Raw genomic sequence first — 15317 nt, forward strand, 5'->3', positions numbered from 1 at the left:
GGGAGGACGGATCGGGGGCCGGGAGTTTAAGCCTCGGCAGGCGGGCGGCGATCACGTCTCCACCCTCCCGTCGCCGTCGAAGCGCAGGGCCTCGGGCACGTCGATCACCGGGCGGCGCGGGCGCTGGCCGCGCTTCAGGGCCATGACGAAGGCGACCAGCGAGGCGAGCGCGATATAGAGCTCCTCGCGCACCATCTGGCCCTGCCTTGTGGTGAAGTAGACCGCACGCGCGAGCTGCGGATATTCGAGCACCGGCAGGCCGCTCTCGGCGGCGATCTCGCGCATCGCCAGCGCGGTCTCGCCGCGGCCCTTGGCGAGCAGCAGCGGCGCAGGCGCGCGCGCCGGGTCGTAGGTCAGCGCGACCGCGAAGTGCAGCGGGTTGACGATCACGAACTGCGCCTCCTTCATCGCCTTGGCGACCCCGCCGCGGGCGAGGTCGCGCTGGCGCTGGCGACGGGCCGAGCGTATCTCGGGCGAGCCCTCGGATTCCTTGGTCTCCTCCTTCATGTCCTGGAGGCTCATCATCAGCCGCTTGTCGCGCTGGAAGCGTTGCAGCGGGTAATCGATCGCGGCGATGACGAGGAGGCCGATCAGGAGCGCGCCGATGAGCGAGGTGATCGCCTCGAGCCCGCGCGCCACCTGCGTCTCGAGCGGGAGGGTGCCCAATGCGAGAAGCTCGGGCAGGCGGCCCTTCGCCCAGAACCACGCGATCCCGCCGAGCAGCGCGAGCTTGGCGAGGCCCTTGCCGAGCTCGATCAGCCCCTGCCAGCCGAGGATGCGCTTGAACCCCGAAAGCGGATTGATGCGCGAGGGCTTGAAGGCGAGGTTGCCGGGATTGAAGCGGCCCTCCTGCCCGAGCAGCAGCTGCGAGGCGAGCGCGGCGGCGGCGACGATCAGGCCCAATGCCATCACCGGCGGCAGCGCCGCGAGCGCCGCCGCGCCGAGCAGCGCGCCCGGCGCGAAGTGATCGAGCGCGGCGGCATCGAAGGTCAGCCCCGCGCGCGCGACCGCGCCGAGCGCCTCGCTCATCCACGCGCCCAGTGCATAGAGCCCCATCGCCCCCGCGCCGGTCGCGGCGAGGGTGGCGAGCTCCCTGGAGCGCAGGACGTCGCCCTTCTTCGCCGCGTCGGAGCGGCGCTTCGGGGTCGGCGCGAAGGTCTTCTCGCCCGGGGTCTCCTCAGCCATCCGCGCCTCCGATCAGACGGGCGCCCTGCGCGAGCGCGCTGTCGAGCACGCCCTGAAGCTGGGAGGTCGTCACCGGCAGCGCGACGATCAGCGCCGCTACCCCTGCGAGCACGCCCGCGGGCAGGCCGAGCGCGAAGAGGTTGAGGGCGGGCGCCGAGCGGGCGAGCAGGCCGGTCACGATCTGCACCAGCAGCAGCACCAGCACCACGGGCAGCGCGATGGCGGCGGCGGTGGCGAGCCCGGTGCCGAAGAACAGCACCAGGCTCTCGGCGCGCCACGCTCCCACGCCCGAGCCTGCGGGGAGGAGGCGGTAGCTCTCGACCAGCAGCTCGAACCAGGCGAGATGCGCGCCGGTCGCGTAGAAGAGGAGGCTGAGGACGAGGCTCAGGAAGGTGCCGAGCGCGCCCGCCTGCGCGCCGCTCGCCGGGTCGATCGAGGTGGCGATGGCGAGGCCCATCGTCCCCGCGATCTGCTCGGCGGCGATCAGCGGAATGGCGAAGGCGATCTGGAGGACGAAGCCGAGCATCAGGCCGATCGCGATCTCGCCCAGCACCGCGAGGATCGCGGCGATGCTCGCCATTGCGGGCGGCGGGGCGAGCGGGACCCAGGCGGCGATGAAGAAGCCGAGGGTGAGCGACAGCAGCACCCGCACCGGCGCGGGGACGGCGTTCCCCCCGATCATCGGCGCGGCCATCAGCGCCGCGCCGCAGCGGATCGACAGGAACAGGATCTGCCACAGCTGCGCCTCGATCCCGGCGAGGCCGAAGTCGAGGATATTCACGCCGTCACCGGCTGAGCCCGGCGACCTGCGCCATGATCTCGCGGGTGAAGTCGGTGAGCAGCCCCATCATCGCCGCGCCGAGCACCACGAAGACCAGCGCGGTGACCGCAAGCTTGGGGATGAAGGACAGCGTCTGTTCGTTCACCGAGGTGGCCGCCTGGATGATCCCGACGACGAGGCCGACCACCAGCGCCGCGATCAGTACCGGCCCGGCGATCAGCGCGGTCACCCACATGGTCCGGTCGGCGAGCGCGAGAAGGGCGGTGTCCTCGGGCATCAACTGAAGCTCATCGCGAGGCTGCCCATCAGCAGCGCCCAGCCGTCGACCAGCACGAACAGCAGCAGCTTGAAGGGCAGCGAGATGATCGTCGGCGAGAGCATCATCATCCCAAGGCTCATCAGCACGCTCGCCACGACGAGGTCGATGACGAGGAAGGGCAGGAAGATCATGAAGCCGATCTGGAAGGCGGTCTGGAGCTCGCTCGTCACGAAGGCGGGGAGCAGGATCGAGAAGGGGACGTCCTTGCCGCTCCGGAAGGTCCCGCCCCCGGCGACATCGGTGAACATCACGAGGTTCGATTCGCGGGTCTGGCGCAGCATGAAGGCGTGGAAGGCCTCGCCCGCCTTGCCGATCGCGGCGTCAGCGGTGATCTGGTCGGCGGCGTAGGGCGCGATCGCCTGGGTGTTCACGACGTCGAGCGTCGGGGCCATGACGAAGAGCGAGAGGAACAGCGCAAGCCCCGCCAGCACCTGCCCCGGGGGCGAGCCTTGCAGGCCCAGCGCCTGGCGCAGGATCGAGAGCACCACGAGGATGCGCAGGAAGCTCGTCATCATCAGCACCAGCGCGGGCAGGATGGTGAGGAGGCCCATCACGACCAGCAGCTGGAGCGAGAGGCTCAGCGGCGAGCCGTCGCCCGCGCCCTTGTCACCCAGCGCCCGCTCGACCGCCGCGCCGACCCCCGCCGCGACCGGATCGGGCGCGGGCATGGCGGCGGTGGCCGTCGCAGCAATGGGTGCCGCCGCGGGTGCCGCGGCGTGGGCGATCTCCGGCACCAGCCAGAACATGGTTAACGCGGCAAGGCAGACGATGCCGATACGGACGATCAGCGAGCGGAGCATCACACGCTCTCCGGCGCGGTCGCGGAAGGAGCGGGAAGCGGTGCCTCGCCGAGGCGCACCATGCCCTGCCGGGTGCAGCCGAGCAGGATCTCGCGGTCACGGAAGCGCACCACCGCGAGCTTGATCCCCGGCGCGATCAGGCTGGTCTCGACCAGCTGGAGCTGGCGCGCACCGCCTATCCCGCCGGGCGCGCCGTGGAGCCGCTGCTGGAGCCAGCGGGTCAGCCACAGGCTCCCCCAGATCAGCCCCGCCAGCAGCGGCAGCAGCAGCGCGAGGCGCAGGAGATATTCGAGCATCGCCCGCGCGCCCTACTTGAGGAGCTCGTCGAGGTTGAACGGATCGTCGTCGACCGGCGGAGGCGGCGCGGCGGCAGGCTCCGGCGCGGCGGCGAAGGACGGCGCGGGCTCGGGGACGGCAGGGGTAGCGGCATGGGGCGGCGGCGAGGGCGCGGCGCCGCCGGGGGCGGGGGTGGGGGCGGGGGCGGGGGGAACGTCCTGCCCGTCCTCGCCGACGAGACTCACGATACGCAGCGCGAAGCGCCCCTTGTCCGCGACCACCTCGCCGCGCGCGATCACCCGGCCGTTGGCGGTGACGTCGAGCAGCTCGTCGGTCAGCCGGTCGAGCGTCACGGTGCTCCCCTCGCCCAGCGTCAGCACCTCGCGCAAGGGCAGCTCGGCGCGGCCCAGCTCGACCGAGAGGCGCACCGCGACATCGCCGAAGCGGGAGAAGGCAGCGGGTTGGAAAGCGGTCATGGCCGGGCACCTCGGGCGAAAGCGGGGACGGGAACGGAAGCGGGCGCCGCCGGGGGCAAGCGCGTGAGGCGGATCGCCATGCGGTCGGCGGCGGTGCCGACCGAGCCGTGGGCGAGCACCGTCTCGCCGATCATCAGCGGCACCTGCCGCCCGACGGTGAGCGGGATCGTGTCGCCCGGGCTCAAGGTCTGGAGCCGCGCCAGCGAGAGGTCGAACTCGGCGAGCACCACGTGGAGACCCAGCGGCATCTCGGAGAAAGGCGCGGCCATCCCGCTCGCGGGCGGGCGCGGCACGCGCGGGCGCGGGGCGACGCGGCGGCTCCCGCCGGGGAGCAGCCGGGCGACCCGCGCGGCGGCCATCGCGAGGCCCGCGCGCCAGGTGCAGCCCTGGCGGTTGGCGATCTCGATGACGAAGAACAGCGCCTCATCGTCGAGCGCGAAGGGCTTGAGGCGCGCGGCGCTCTCGCTGCGCACGATCACCTCGCCCGCCTTCGCGGAAGCCGTGGCGATCGGCGGGGGCTGGTCGCCGTAGCTCGCGCGGGTGATCGCGGCGGCGATCATCGTCGCGGTCTCCTCGACCAGCAGCGCCGCCGAGCGCGGCAGCGCCTCGGGCACGCCGCCGCCGGTGCGCCCGTCGCCGCCGAAGGAGCGGTCGGTGAGCGCGATCGCGGTCGCGAAGTCGAAGGAGAGGAGCGCCGTCTCGCCGGTCGCGCCGACGCGGATCAGGCTGTTGGCGGCGACCGGCCCGATGCGGCGCAGCGCGTCGGCGCCGCTGAGGCTCTCGGGCTCGCCGATCGCGACATCCAGCCGATCGCCCGAAAGCAGCGCGGAAAGGTCGTCGGCGAGCAGCCGGGCGAGGTCGCGGCGGAAGGCGGCGAGCAGCGCGGCGCTCTCCTCGGGGCGGGGTCCGCGGCTGGTGAGCTCGGGGCAATGCTGCGCCGCGATCCGGGCAGCGGCGAAATCATGCGCCATCCTCATTGGACCAGGAAGCCCTTGAAGTGCACCGCGTCGATCCCGCCGAAGCCTTCCTTCTCCTCGAGCACCTCGTTGATCGCCTTGGTGAGCCGCGCGGCGATGCGCTTCTTGCCCTCGACCGAATAGGCCTCGGCCTCGGTGGTGGCGGCGAGCTGGGCAAGGATCGCCGAGCGGATCGCAAGCTCGTGGGTCTTGACCCATTGCAGCACCCGCCCGTCGCGGCGGGTCGAGACGGCGAGCTCGACCTGCACCAGCCCCGGCGAATCCGCGAGGTTGGAGGTGAAGCTCTCGGTGAAGGAGTAATAGGCGGTGCGGTACTTGCTCCCGCCCTCGCCATAGACCGGCGCGGAGGCGTCCTTTTCCTTGGAGGCGCCTGCGAAGGGATAGGGATCCTCCTCGTTCTTGAGCACCAGCTTGGGCTCGTCGGGCTCGTGCTTGGCGTCCGCGCCGGGGATCAGCCCCATCGCGAAGGCGCCGTAGGCCCCGCCCGCGCCAAGGCCGAGCAGCAGCACCGCGCCGAGGATCATCTTGATCGCCCCGCCCTTGCCCTTGCCGCCGCTGTCCGCGTTGTCGGACTTGTCCTTGCCCTTGGCCACCCTGTCAGCTCCGTCATTGACTCATCCGCCGGTCAGGCGAACAGCCCGCCCGCATGCGGCGCGGCGCTGCCCGGGCCGCCGTCCTCCGCCTCGGCCCGCGCCGCGAGGGCGGCGGCGGTCGAGGGGCGGCGGTGGTCCGGCGCAGCCTCGCCGTCACGGCCTCCCGATTGCCCGAGGTATGGTTGCGAGGCCCCTTGCCCGCCACTAGGGGATGACCCGGAGCGGTGCTCGCCCGTCCCGGAATGGCCCAGGAAATTGCCGCCATTCTGGGCGCTGTCGGAGGAGGCCGCCGCGGCCTGCACCGCGCGGGCATCGAGCGCGGCCTGGATCGCCGGGACGAAGCCGGGGTCGCGGCTCGCGAGCACCGCGCGCCAGCCCTCGCTCCCGCCGGCCTCGAGCCGCAGCGAGACCGCGCCGAACTCGGCATGGTTGAGGGTCATCGCCGGGCGCGCGGAGCGCAGCGCCTCGCGCAGGTCCCCGACCTGGTCGATGGTCGATTGCTGGTGCGGGCCCGGCGCGGCGGCACGCGGCTCGGGGGCATGTGCGGGCTGCGCCGGGCCGGCGGCAGCGGCGAGCGCGGTGGGGGCCGGAGCAGGGGCCGGGGAGGCGGTCGCGGAGGTGGCGGATGCAGCGCCACCGGCAACCGTCTCCGGCCCCGCCGGATCGGCCGGGGCGAGGTCCGGGGAGGCGGGGCCGAGCACCTCGGCGAGGCTCGCGAACACCGCCGGGTCCGGCGCGATGACGTGCGTGGGCTGCGGCGCCGCGGGGGCGCGCGGAGCGGGCGGCGACGCCGGACCTGCCGGGGCGGGTGCGGCAGGGAGAGCGGGATCGGTCACCGGCGGCGCCTCCCCACCCGCCCCGGCGAAGGCGGTTGCGGCGACAGCAGGCGCGGCAGGCAGAGGTGCGGTCGGCGAAGATGCGGAGGGCGCGGCGCTGGCGGGCACCGGCGTGGAGGGGGTGTCGGGCAGTGGCGGCACGAGCGTCGCCCCCGGGCTCGCCGAGGTGGCCCTCGGCATTGCAGCGGCCGCGATCGGCGCGGCGTTGCGCTGCGCGGCGCGGGCAGCCACCGGCAGCGTCGCAAGCGGGGGCGGAGGCGCGCTCGCAGGCACGGGCAAGGCGACGGCCGACGGCGCAGGCGCCGAGGGCACCGGCGGCAGCGCGACAGCCTCGAGGCTTGCGGCGAGATCGGTCTCCTCGCCATCCGCCGCATCCAATGGGGGCGCGCCCGGGACAGGAACGGGGATTGCCCGCGCCGACCCGAGTGCAGAAGTCTCGGCGCCGCTCGCCTCGGGGAGTGCAGCGAGGCTCGCCGCCTCGCGCCGGAGCAGCAGATCGCGGCGGACCGCTACCGGTAGGCGCTCGGGTGTCGCGGACGCGGCCTGCGGCAGAGGCGCCGTCGCGGCGGCACCCTCTGCGGGGAGCGCCTCCGGCAGCGGCGGGACAGCGGCTATCGGCGCGAGGCCAGGCCGCGCATCCTCAGGCTTCGACCGGACGGCAGCGGGCGGCCCGGCCGCCCTCGCCGGTCGCGGCTGCGCATCGGCCGAAGGAGCGGGCAGTTCAGGCAGGGCGGGCGCGTCGGCGACCACGGCGGGCCGCTCCGGCTCGGCCATGTCCCCCGCGACCGGCGCCATCGGCGCCGCCTCGGCCCCGGGGGCGCTCTCGGACGGCACCGGCGCGAGCGGCGCAGCCGCGAGCGCCCGCTCGGGCACCACCACGACCGGCAAGGACGTGCCCGGCAGCGGCAGGCTCCTGCCGGTCGGCACCGGCTGCGCCAGTCCCGCGAGCGGCGCAATGCCCGTCGCGGGCTCCTGCGGAAGGGGGGGATCGCCCGGGACCGGAGCCGTCACCGGGAGCGGCGCTGCCGGGCCGGAGGGAGATTGCGTCGAGGGCGCCGGCAGGGCGGCGTCGAGCAGCCCCGCGAAGTCGAGCCCGATCGTCTCGCCCCCCGCCGGAAGCGGCGGCAGGGCGGCTCCCGGGGGGGTGGAGGCGGGCGCAAGCGAGAGCAGATCGGGCAGCAAGGGGTTCATCGTCACGTCCTCGTGCGGCGCGTCCGGCGGGGGGCGCGGACGGCAGGCTTCACTTCGAGCTGTGCAACTTGCGTGCCAGCGGCAGTCCGCGGGCCTGCTCGCGCCGCTCCTTCGCCGCCGCGAGCGCCGCGCGGGCCTCGGCGGTCAGCTCGCCGAGGCGGCGCGCACGGGTCTCGGCTTGCGCCAGCGCCTCGGTCGCCCAGGCGCTCTGGCGGCGCGCGTCCTCGGCCCCGTCGCGGGCATGGGCGGCGAGCTGCGCGAGCCCGGCGGTGAAGCCCGCCCGCGCCTGCAAGGCCGCCCCCGTGGTCGCGCCCGCGCGCGGCGCGCCGGCGGCGACCAGAAGGCGGCTGCGCTCGGCCAGCGCAGCCCCGCGCGCCTCGGCCTCGAGCGCCTCGGCAAGTCCCCGCAGCGCCTGCTTCCGCGCCACGTCGGCGATCAGTCGCTGCCGCTCGAGCAGCGCGAGGCGCCGCGCCTCACGCATCGGCCATCAGCGCGAGCAGGCCCGCGTGGCTCGCCGCCAGCGCCTCGGCCTCGCCCCGGCGCTGCGTCAGGAAGGCATCGATCGGCTGCGAGAGCGCCAGCGCCGCGTCGAGCAGCGGGTCGCCCCCGGCGCGGTAGGCGCCCATCATCACCAGGTCGCGCCCGCCCTCGCGCGCCGCGATCAGGCCCCGGAGACGCCGCGCAGCGGCGGCGACGGGCGCGCTCACCAGGTCGTCCATCACCCGGCTCAGCGAGGCCGGCACGTCGATCGCGGGATAGTGCCCGCGGCTCGCCAGCTCGCGCGAGAGCACCACGTGCCCGTCGAGGATCGCCCGCGCAGTGTCGACCACCGGGTCATTGGCGTCGTCCCCGTCGGCGAGCACGGTGTAGATCCCGGTGACCGCCCCGCCCGAGCGCGCCGAGTTCCCAGCGCGCTCGACGATGCGCGTGATCGCGGCGAGCGCGGAGGGCGGATAGCCCCGCGCCGCACCCGGCTCGCCGAGCACCAGCGCGAGCTCGCGCGCGGCGTGGGCGACGCGGGTCAGGCTGTCGAGGATCAGCAGGACGCGCCTGCCCTGCGCGCGGAAATACTCGGCGATGCTGCTCGCATATTGCGCCGCGCGCAGCCGGAGGTTCGGCGCATGGTCGGCTGGCACCGCAACCACCACGATCCCCCCGCGGCGGTGCCCCGCCATGTGCCGACCCACGAAGTCCGAGACCTCGCGCGCGCGCTCGCCGATCAGCGCCACCACGGTGACGTCGGCGACCGCGTGGCCGGCGATGGTGTCGACCAGCACCGACTTGCCGACGCCCGAGCCGGCCATGATCCCGAGCCGCTGGCCGACCCCCATCGTCGCCAGCGCGTTGATCGCGCGCACCCCGCAGTCGAAGGGCTCGGTGACGCTCGCCCGCTCGAGCGCGCCCTCGCGCCGCCCGGCGAGCGGCCAGGCGAGCGGCAGGTCGAGCCCCGGGCCGCCGTCGATCGGCTCGCCGAGCGCGTCGACCGCGCGGCCGAGCAGCGCCTCGCCGACCCGCACCTCGCCCGGATTGCCGAGCGCCCGCACCCGCGCCTGCGGCCGCAGCAGCATCGCATCGCCGAGCAGCATCATCAGCGAGTGCCCGGCGCGAAAGCCGATCACCTCGGCGAGGCACTCGGCGTGCACGTCGTTCTCGATCAGTCCCAGCGAGCCGACCGGCAGCGGGAGCCCCGCGACCTCGATCAGCCCCCCGTCGCAGGCGACCACCCGGCCGGTGAGCACCGGGCCGCCCGGGACCGGCGCGCTGCGCATCCGGGCGAGTTCGAGCTGGAGCTGGTCGATCATCCCCGCACCGCGGCGGCGATTGCGCGGCGCCATTCCTCGGGGCCGTCGCCGACCGCGCCGTCGGGCCCCTCGATGCGTAAGCCGCCGCGGACGATCGCAGGGTCGGGCACGACCCGCCAGCCGGCGAGCGCGTCGGCGCCGATGATGTCGATGTCGGCGGGGTGGAGATGGAGCGCGAGGCTGCCCGCCGCCCCGCCGATCCGCCGCGCCGCGGCCTGGCAGCGCGCGAGCAGCCCGCCGCGGTCGACCGCCGCCTCGCCGAGCACGCCCTCGGCGAGCGTCATGACCGTCGCGGCAAGATCCTCGGCGAGCACGCCGAGCGCGGCCTCGTCGAGGCTGCGGAAGGTGAGCCGCAGCGCCCGCTGGCGCGCGGCGCTGTCCGCCGCCTCGGCCTCGGCTGCGGCGCGCCCGGCCGCCTCACCGCGCGCATAGGCGAGCTTCGCGGCCCGCGCGCGGGGATCGGGCGCGGGCGCCTCCGGCGGAGCGGGCGCGGGCTCGCCGAAAGGCAGGGCCTCGCGAAACGGCTCGGGCCCGCCGAGCACCGCCAGCCAGTCCGGCCCGCCCGCGGGCGGGGCCTCGGGCGCAGGAAGCGCGGCGAGCTGCCCGAGCCAGCCGGAATCCCCGGGCCCTGACCCAATCCGCTCAGACAAAGTCGGCACTGCCGCTGCCGATCACGATCTCGCCTGCATCGGCAAGACCGCGGGCGATGTCGACGATTGCCTTCTGCGCGGCGTGGACCTCGCTCTTGGCAAGGCGCCCGCGCAGCTCGATCTCGTCGCGGATGCCGTCCGCGGCACGGCTCGACATGGCGGCGAAGAAGGGCGCGCGGTCGGGTTCCTTGAGGCCCTTCAAGGCGTCGATGAGCTTCTCGTTGTCGACGTCGCGCAGCAGGCGGCCCATCGCTTGCGGGTCGAGCACGAACAGCATCTCGAAGGTGAACAGCTGCTCCTCGATCTGCTCGGCGAGCGCGGCGTCGCGCTCGGCGATCGCGGGGAGGACCGTGTTGCGCAGCTCGCCCGCGGCGAGGTTGATGAGGTTCGCCGCCTCGCGCGGGCCGCCGATCATCAGCGCCGCGGTGCCGTAGGCCGCGCTGATCCGCTGGGTCAGCAAGGTGTCGATGGTGGCGATCGCGGTCGCCGAGATCGTGCCGCTCCGCGCGACCCGCTCGACCACCAGCGACTGGAGCTCCAGCGGCAGCATCGCGAGCACCTCGGCGGCGGGCTCGGGTTCGATCAGCAGCAGCAGCGCGGCGATCACCTGCGGGTGCTCGTCGAGGATCAGCCGCACCAGCACGCCGGGCGCGAGCCACTGCGCGAGCTCGAGGCTGCGCGGGGGCGTATCGGGGGCGATGCGCTGCATCATGCTGTCCGCGCGCGCGGGGCCCAGGGCCTTGTCGAGCAGCGAGCGCACCCGGTCGTCGCGCCCGCGGCGGGGCAGCGCCTCGCGCGCCGCCTCGCCCGCGAAATCGGCGAGCGCCTCGGCCATGTGCGCGGCCTCGACCTCGCCGAGCGCCATCATCGCCGCGCCGAGCTTCTCGAGCTCGGTCGGCGAGAGGCGCGAGAGGAGGCCGGTCGCCTCCTCGTCGCCGAGCAGCATCAGGAAGACCGCGGCGCGGTCGACCCGGCTGAGCAGGGCGGGTTCGGCGCTCATGCGGCGTCCGCCTGCCGGTCGGGCGCGTCGAGCATCCGCTGGAGCGCCTCGACCGCGCGCTCGGGCTGGCTCGCGGCGAGACGCCGGGCGAGCTCGACCTGGCGGGGGAGGTCCTCGAGCGAGGGCGCCGGCGTGCCCGCCCCGGCGCCGGTCGCGTCGGCGAGCGCGGGCGGCGCGTCCTCGCCGGTCTCCGCGGCCGCCGCGCCCCGGCCGCGCAGCCGCGCGATCAGCGGGCGCACCGCGAGCAGCAGCACCAGGATCACCGCAATCAGCGCCGTGGCGTAGCGGACCAGCATCGCGAACCACGCCTCCTCGTAGAAGGCGGGCGGCGCGAGGTCGGTCGGCTCGAACTTGCTGGCGACGACCTTGACCATGTCGCCGCGCTGGGTGTTGGCGCCGACCGCGGCGCTGACCAGCGCCTCCAATTGCTGCGCGGTGAGCGGCGCGGCCTTGCGGAGCGCGACGTCGCTGACCGCGACCGCGACCGAGAGCTTCCTGAGGCTCCCCGGCCCGGCGGTGGTGACGGCGACCTCGCGGCCGAGCTCGTAGGAGCGATCGGTCGAGGTTTCGGTGTCGGTCGAAGTGGCGGGGGCGGCGGGCGCGGCGGGCTGGGGCGCGCCGTTGACCAGCTGGGCCTGCGGGGGCGGGGTGTTGGCCGCAACCCCCGGCACCCCGCCCGCGGGCGCGGCGCCGGTGCGGGTCGCGTTCCGCTGGCTCTCGGCGCGGACCGCACCATCCTTCTGGTAGGTCTCGCGCGCCGAGGTCACCTCGGAGCGGTCGAGCTCGACCTGCACCTGCGCGGAGAAATTGCCCTCGCCGAGCAGCGGCAGCAGCAGCGCGTCGACCTGCTCGGCGAGCTTCGCCTCGTGCTCGCGCTGGAGGGTGAGCCCCTCGCCCTGGCGATCGCGCGGGTCGGAGAGCAGGCGGCCGTTCTGGTCGACCACCCGCACCGCGTCGGCGCTCATCCCCGGCACGGAGGCGGCGACGAGGTTGACGATCGCCCCGACCTGTTCCTGGGTGAGGCTCCGCCCGCTCGCGAGGCGCAGCATCACCGAGGCCGAGGGCGCGCTGTTCTCGCGCACGAACACCGAGCGGTCGGGGGTGGCGAGGTGGACGCGCACGGTCTCGATGCCGTCGATCTCCTTGATCGTCAGCATCAGCTCGCGTTCGCGCGCCAGCCGCAGGCGCTCGCCCTCGAGGGTGCGCGAGGTGCCTAGCGGCATCGAGTCGAGCATCGCCTCGGCCCCCTCGGGCGCCGCGATCCCGGCATTGCTCGCGACCAGCATCTTGGCGCGGTAGAGGTCCTTGTCGGCGACCGAGATCGCCCCGGTGCCGCTGTCGATCGCGTAGGCGATCCCGCCCGCCTCGAGCGTCTCGACCACCTTGGCGCGCTCGGCGTCGGTGAGGCTGGTGTAGAGCACCCGGTCGGGGCCGTTGGCGATGGTCATCCACAGGGCGGCGGCGGCGGCGAGCGCGCCCACGCCCGCGAGCGCGGGGAGCGCGCGGGCGAGCGCCGGCTGGGCGAGGAAGCCCGCGACCGGCGGCGGCAGCATCGCGCGCCAGCCGGTCTGGCTTGCGGGCACGCCGGGAGACTCGACCGGAACGGGGAGCGCAGCGTCGGCCATCTATCAGCCCCCCATCCGCATGATGTCTTGATAGGCGTTGAGGAGCTTGTTCCTCACCTGCAAGGTCGCCTCGAAGGCGACGCCCGCCTCCTGCCGCGCGAGCATCACCTGGGCGATGTCCGTGACCTGGCCGCGTTCGTAGGCGGCCTGCATCTGGCTGGAACGCTCCTGCACCGCGCTGACCTGGCGGAGCGCGGTGGTGAGCGTCTCCGCGAAGCCGGCGCCCGGAGCCCTGCCGGGGGCCTGAAGCGCGCCGCTGGCTTCGCTCGCGGCGCGCACGTCGCGCAAGGCCGCGCTGCGGGCGAGCACCTGCTGGCGCAGCGCCATGACGTCCTCGACGCCGAAGCCAACCCGACCGACGCCGCTCATGCCGCACCTCCCGCCGCAAGCATCCCGGCGCCGCGCATCGAGGCGAGGCGGTAGCGCAGGGTGCGCTCGGAGATGCCGAGGCTGCGCGCGGTGGCGGCGCGGTTGCCGTCGTTCTTCGCGAGCGTCTCGAGGATCGCCCGCGCCTCGGAGGCGAAGGCGACATCGGAGAGCGAGCGCGGGGCGGCGGCGCCCGCGCGGGCGAGGCCGGACGCGGTCGGCGCAGGTTCGGCGACCGCGCGCACCGCGGTGTCGAAGACGATGTGCGACGGCGCGATCGCGTCCTTCTCGCCGGCGAGCAGGATCGCGCGGCGCATGACGTTCTCGAGCTCGCGGACATTGCCGGGCCAGGCATGGCTCTCGAGCAGCGCGAGCGCCTCGGCCTCGATCCAGCCGGGGCGGCCGGGCTTGGGGGCGTGGCGCAGCAGCATCGCGAAGGCGAGCGCGGCGATGTCGCCCGGGCGGTCGCGCAGCGCGGCGAGGCGCAGGGGGAAGACGTTGAGGCGGTAGAGCAGGTCCTCGCGGAAGCGGCCGGCCTCGACTTCGGCGGCAAGGTGGCGGTTGGTCGCGGCGACGACGCGCACGTCGACCTTGTGCGGCTTGGTCGCGCCGAGCGGCAGGACCTCGCCCTCCTGGAGCGCGCGCAGCAGCTTGGCCTGCAACGGCAGCGGCAACTCGCCGATCTCGTCGAGCAGCAGCGTGCCGCCGTCCGCGGCGCGGAACAGGCCCTCGCCCGCCTCCGCCGCGCCGGTGAAGGCGCCCTTGCGGTGGCCGAACAGCAGCGCCTCGAGCATCGCCTCGGGCATGGCGGCGCAGTTGACCGCGACCAGCGCGCCCCCGCTCTCGCGCGCGGAGAGGCGGTGAACGAAGCGCGCCAGCACCTCCTTGCCGGTGCCGGTGGGGCCCTCGAGCAGCACCGGGATATCGCTCGCGGCGATGCGTTCGGCGAGGGTGAGGAGCGCCAGCGACTGCGGGTCGCCCGCGACCGGCCAGCCGCCCTGCGCCGAGGCGGCGATCAGCGCGGCGCGCGCCGGGACGAGGTGCTCGGGATCATAGGCGAGGCGGGCGCGGCCCGTCCCCGCGAGAGTCAGCGCGGGGCGCGCAGCGTGCTCGAGCGCGATCGCGACCTTGCCGCCGCGCGCGATCCCGGCGGCCATCGCCGGGGGCATCGCGTCACCGATCACGATCCGGTCGCGCTGCCAGCTGCCGCCCATCAGCGGCAGGGTCATGTCGATCAGAATATCGTGGGCACCCCGCCCGGGCGTCGCCATCGCGCCGGGCACAGTGCCGCTCGCCGCTTCCATCATGCTTGCCCCTGAATGCGTTGCGGGTTGGTCTCGGCAATCCTGTGCCGCAGGCAGGGCTTTCAGGAGGCAAATTTAAGCCCCCGTAGCTTTCCCTAAGCCGGCGGGCAGCGGCACGGCAGGGACGATCGCGGGGCCGGGCCGCGTGCCAGAGGCTGCCGCGGCAAGTCTTTCTCGGCAAACGGGAAAATGTCCGGCTTAAACATTTCCCGCGGCGACCGCTCTTAGCCCCAGCAGCGACGGGCCAGTTCGTCCTGCATGATGGACCACTCGGGAGTTCTCACAATGAACGTTGTCAACACCAACATCTCGGCGCTGCGCGCCACCAACGCCAGCGTTGCGGCCGGCAAGGCCCTCGGCACCTCGATGGAACGCCTGTCGAGCGGCAAGCGCATCAACAGCGCCGCCGACGACGCCGCCGGCCTCGCGATTTCGGCCTCCTTCACCTCGCAGATCCGCGGCATGGCTCAGGGTATCCGCAACGCCAACGACGGCATTTCGCTGGCCCAGACCGCGGAAGGCGCGCTCGACGAAGTGACCAACATGCTCCAGCGCATGCGCGAGCTGACCGTGCAGCGTTCGAACGGCACCTATTCGAGCAGCGACGTCGCGAACATCGACTCCGAGCGCGACGCGCTGGCTTCGCAGATCAACTCGGTCCTTTCGAACACCACCTTCAACGGCATCAACCTGTTCTCGACCGGCAGCAACAGCATCTCGATCCAGGCGGGCGCTGAATCGGTCGACGCGATCAGCGTGACCCTGCCGGAACTCGACGCCGCATCGACCATGACGGCCGTCATCACCTTCGGTTCGAGCAGCGCAGCTGTCACCGGTGCCACGCTGGATCAGTATGACTCGGCGATCGGGGAAGTCACCACCGCCCGCGCCGACCTCGGTGCGTTCCAGAACCGTCTGCAGTCGGCGGTGAACAACCTCACCAACGTCTCGACCAACCTCACCGACGCCCGCTCGCGGATCATGGACACCGACTACTCGGCGGAAACCACCGCGCTCGCCAAGGCGCAGATCCTCGGTCAGGCTTCGACCGCGATGCTGGCGCAGGCCAACCAGTCGCAGCAGAACGTCCTCTCGCTGCTCCGCTAAGTCCCTCGCGCGCGCCCTCTCCCCTGGGG

Annotated in this window: 17 protein-coding genes; 1 reads left to right on the forward strand and 16 read right to left on the reverse strand. The window is 74.1% G+C overall.

All coding sequences use genetic code 11. The features are described from left to right. Nucleotides 1-51 precede the first annotated feature (51 nt). From ACLBKU_RS04245 to ACLBKU_RS04320, 16 genes are read right to left on the reverse strand one after another with little or no spacing between them, the layout of a single operon-like run. Entirely contained in the window at nt 52-1185 is a 1134-nt protein-coding gene (locus ACLBKU_RS04245; protein WP_410178285.1) for a flagellar biosynthesis protein FlhB, read from the reverse strand. Beyond that, a complete protein-coding gene (locus ACLBKU_RS04250) occupies nt 1178-1966 on the reverse strand; it encodes a flagellar biosynthetic protein FliR (RefSeq protein WP_410178286.1) in 789 nt (262 codons plus the stop codon). Before ACLBKU_RS04250 ends, ACLBKU_RS04245 begins: the two co-directional genes overlap by 8 nt. A gap of 4 nt (nt 1967-1970) precedes the next feature. Beyond that, complete coding sequence (gene fliQ / locus ACLBKU_RS04255; protein WP_410178287.1) at nt 1971-2243, reverse strand: flagellar biosynthesis protein FliQ; 273 nt, start codon at nt 2241-2243, stop codon at nt 1971-1973. Continuing rightward, nucleotides 2243-3031 (reverse strand): flagellar type III secretion system pore protein FliP, encoded by a 789-nt coding sequence (fliP, locus tag ACLBKU_RS04260; RefSeq protein WP_410178993.1) that lies wholly within the window; start codon nt 3029-3031, stop codon nt 2243-2245. The genes fliQ and fliP overlap by 1 nt, the downstream gene beginning before the upstream one ends. A gap of 53 nt (nt 3032-3084) precedes the next feature. Further along, entirely contained in the window at nt 3085-3381 is a 297-nt protein-coding gene (locus tag ACLBKU_RS04265; RefSeq protein WP_410178288.1) for a flagellar biosynthetic protein FliO, read from the reverse strand. 12 nt (nt 3382-3393) lie between these two features. Continuing rightward, nucleotides 3394-3837, reverse strand: coding sequence for a FliM/FliN family flagellar motor switch protein (locus ACLBKU_RS04270; protein ID WP_410178289.1), 444 nt, complete (start codon nt 3835-3837; stop codon nt 3394-3396). Continuing rightward, on the reverse strand, nt 3834-4814 hold the full coding sequence (locus ACLBKU_RS04275) for a FliM/FliN family flagellar motor C-terminal domain-containing protein (protein WP_410178290.1): 981 nt from the start codon (nt 4812-4814) through the stop codon (nt 3834-3836). The genes ACLBKU_RS04270 and ACLBKU_RS04275 overlap by 4 nt, the downstream gene beginning before the upstream one ends. Continuing rightward, the gene (locus ACLBKU_RS04280) at nt 4811-5407 is read right to left on the reverse strand and encodes a flagellar basal body-associated FliL family protein (protein ID WP_410178291.1); all 597 of its coding nucleotides are present in this window, start codon (nt 5405-5407) and stop codon (nt 4811-4813) included. The genes ACLBKU_RS04275 and ACLBKU_RS04280 overlap by 4 nt, the downstream gene beginning before the upstream one ends. Before the next feature lie 32 nt (nt 5408-5439). Next, nucleotides 5440-7434 carry a hypothetical protein gene (locus ACLBKU_RS04285; RefSeq protein ID WP_410178292.1) on the reverse strand — a complete coding sequence of 665 codons (1995 nt, stop codon included), beginning with the start codon at nt 7432-7434 and terminating at the stop codon, nt 5440-5442. A 49-nt stretch (nt 7435-7483) separates the two neighbouring features. Next, nucleotides 7484-7915: a hypothetical protein gene (locus ACLBKU_RS04290; RefSeq protein WP_410178293.1), complete on the reverse strand. Its 432-nt coding sequence runs from the start codon at nt 7913-7915 to the stop codon at nt 7484-7486. Next, nucleotides 7908-9269, reverse strand: a complete 1362-nt coding sequence (locus tag ACLBKU_RS04295) for a FliI/YscN family ATPase (RefSeq protein WP_410178294.1) — start codon at nt 9267-9269, stop codon at nt 7908-7910. The genes ACLBKU_RS04290 and ACLBKU_RS04295 overlap by 8 nt, the downstream gene beginning before the upstream one ends. Further along, nucleotides 9233-9895, reverse strand: coding sequence for a FliH/SctL family protein (locus ACLBKU_RS04300; protein ID WP_410178295.1), 663 nt, complete (start codon nt 9893-9895; stop codon nt 9233-9235). The genes ACLBKU_RS04295 and ACLBKU_RS04300 overlap by 37 nt, the downstream gene beginning before the upstream one ends. Further along, nucleotides 9879-10886, reverse strand: a complete 1008-nt coding sequence (gene fliG / locus ACLBKU_RS04305) for a flagellar motor switch protein FliG (protein WP_410178296.1) — start codon at nt 10884-10886, stop codon at nt 9879-9881. The genes ACLBKU_RS04300 and fliG overlap by 17 nt, the downstream gene beginning before the upstream one ends. Next, nucleotides 10883-12511, reverse strand: coding sequence for a flagellar basal-body MS-ring/collar protein FliF (gene fliF / locus ACLBKU_RS04310; RefSeq protein ID WP_410178297.1), 1629 nt, complete (start codon nt 12509-12511; stop codon nt 10883-10885). The genes fliG and fliF overlap by 4 nt, the downstream gene beginning before the upstream one ends. A 3-nt stretch (nt 12512-12514) precedes the next feature. Then, a complete protein-coding gene (gene fliE, locus ACLBKU_RS04315) occupies nt 12515-12880 on the reverse strand; it encodes a flagellar hook-basal body complex protein FliE (RefSeq protein ID WP_410178298.1) in 366 nt (121 codons plus the stop codon). After that, nucleotides 12877-14184: a sigma-54 interaction domain-containing protein gene (locus ACLBKU_RS04320; RefSeq protein ID WP_410178299.1), complete on the reverse strand. Its 1308-nt coding sequence runs from the start codon at nt 14182-14184 to the stop codon at nt 12877-12879. The genes fliE and ACLBKU_RS04320 overlap by 4 nt, the downstream gene beginning before the upstream one ends. Nucleotides 14185-14466: 282 nt before the next feature. Here ACLBKU_RS04320 and ACLBKU_RS04325 point away from each other — a divergent pair, with 282 nt between their 5' ends. Continuing rightward, complete coding sequence (locus tag ACLBKU_RS04325; protein WP_410178300.1) at nt 14467-15288, forward strand: flagellin; 822 nt, start codon at nt 14467-14469, stop codon at nt 15286-15288. The last annotated feature ends 29 nt before the right edge of the window (nt 15289-15317 follow it).

The sequence above is a fragment of the Erythrobacter sp. NE805 genome (assembly GCF_046452355.1).
Lineage (GTDB): Bacteria > Pseudomonadota > Alphaproteobacteria > Sphingomonadales > Sphingomonadaceae > Erythrobacter.

What these genes read in the sequence shown, in the direction of transcription:
- ACLBKU_RS04245 (WP_410178285.1), bottom strand. Translation starts at nt 1,185, where the DNA reads ATGGCTGAGGAGACCCCGGGCGAGAAGACCTTCGCGCCGACCCCGAAG.
- fliQ (WP_410178287.1), bottom strand. Translation starts at nt 2,243, where the DNA reads ATGCCCGAGGACACCGCCCTTCTCGCGCTCGCCGACCGGACCATGTGG.
- fliP (WP_410178993.1), bottom strand. Translation starts at nt 3,031, where the DNA reads ATGTTCTGGCTGGTGCCGGAGATCGCCCACGCCGCGGCACCCGCGGCG.
- ACLBKU_RS04265 (WP_410178288.1), bottom strand. Translation starts at nt 3,381, where the DNA reads ATGCTCGAATATCTCCTGCGCCTCGCGCTGCTGCTGCCGCTGCTGGCG.
- ACLBKU_RS04270 (WP_410178289.1), bottom strand. Translation starts at nt 3,837, where the DNA reads ATGACCGCTTTCCAACCCGCTGCCTTCTCCCGCTTCGGCGATGTCGCG.
- ACLBKU_RS04275 (WP_410178290.1), bottom strand. Translation starts at nt 4,814, where the DNA reads ATGAGGATGGCGCATGATTTCGCCGCTGCCCGGATCGCGGCGCAGCAT.
- ACLBKU_RS04285 (WP_410178292.1), bottom strand. Translation starts at nt 7,434, where the DNA reads ATGAACCCCTTGCTGCCCGATCTGCTCTCGCTTGCGCCCGCCTCCACC.
- ACLBKU_RS04290 (WP_410178293.1), bottom strand. Translation starts at nt 7,915, where the DNA reads ATGCGTGAGGCGCGGCGCCTCGCGCTGCTCGAGCGGCAGCGACTGATC.
- ACLBKU_RS04295 (WP_410178294.1), bottom strand. Translation starts at nt 9,269, where the DNA reads ATGGCGCCGCGCAATCGCCGCCGCGGTGCGGGGATGATCGACCAGCTC.
- fliG (WP_410178296.1), bottom strand. Translation starts at nt 10,886, where the DNA reads ATGAGCGCCGAACCCGCCCTGCTCAGCCGGGTCGACCGCGCCGCGGTC.
- fliF (WP_410178297.1), bottom strand. Translation starts at nt 12,511, where the DNA reads ATGGCCGACGCTGCGCTCCCCGTTCCGGTCGAGTCTCCCGGCGTGCCC.
- fliE (WP_410178298.1), bottom strand. Translation starts at nt 12,880, where the DNA reads ATGAGCGGCGTCGGTCGGGTTGGCTTCGGCGTCGAGGACGTCATGGCG.
- ACLBKU_RS04320 (WP_410178299.1), bottom strand. Translation starts at nt 14,184, where the DNA reads ATGATGGAAGCGGCGAGCGGCACTGTGCCCGGCGCGATGGCGACGCCC.
- ACLBKU_RS04325 (WP_410178300.1), top strand. Translation starts at nt 14,467, where the DNA reads ATGAACGTTGTCAACACCAACATCTCGGCGCTGCGCGCCACCAACGCC.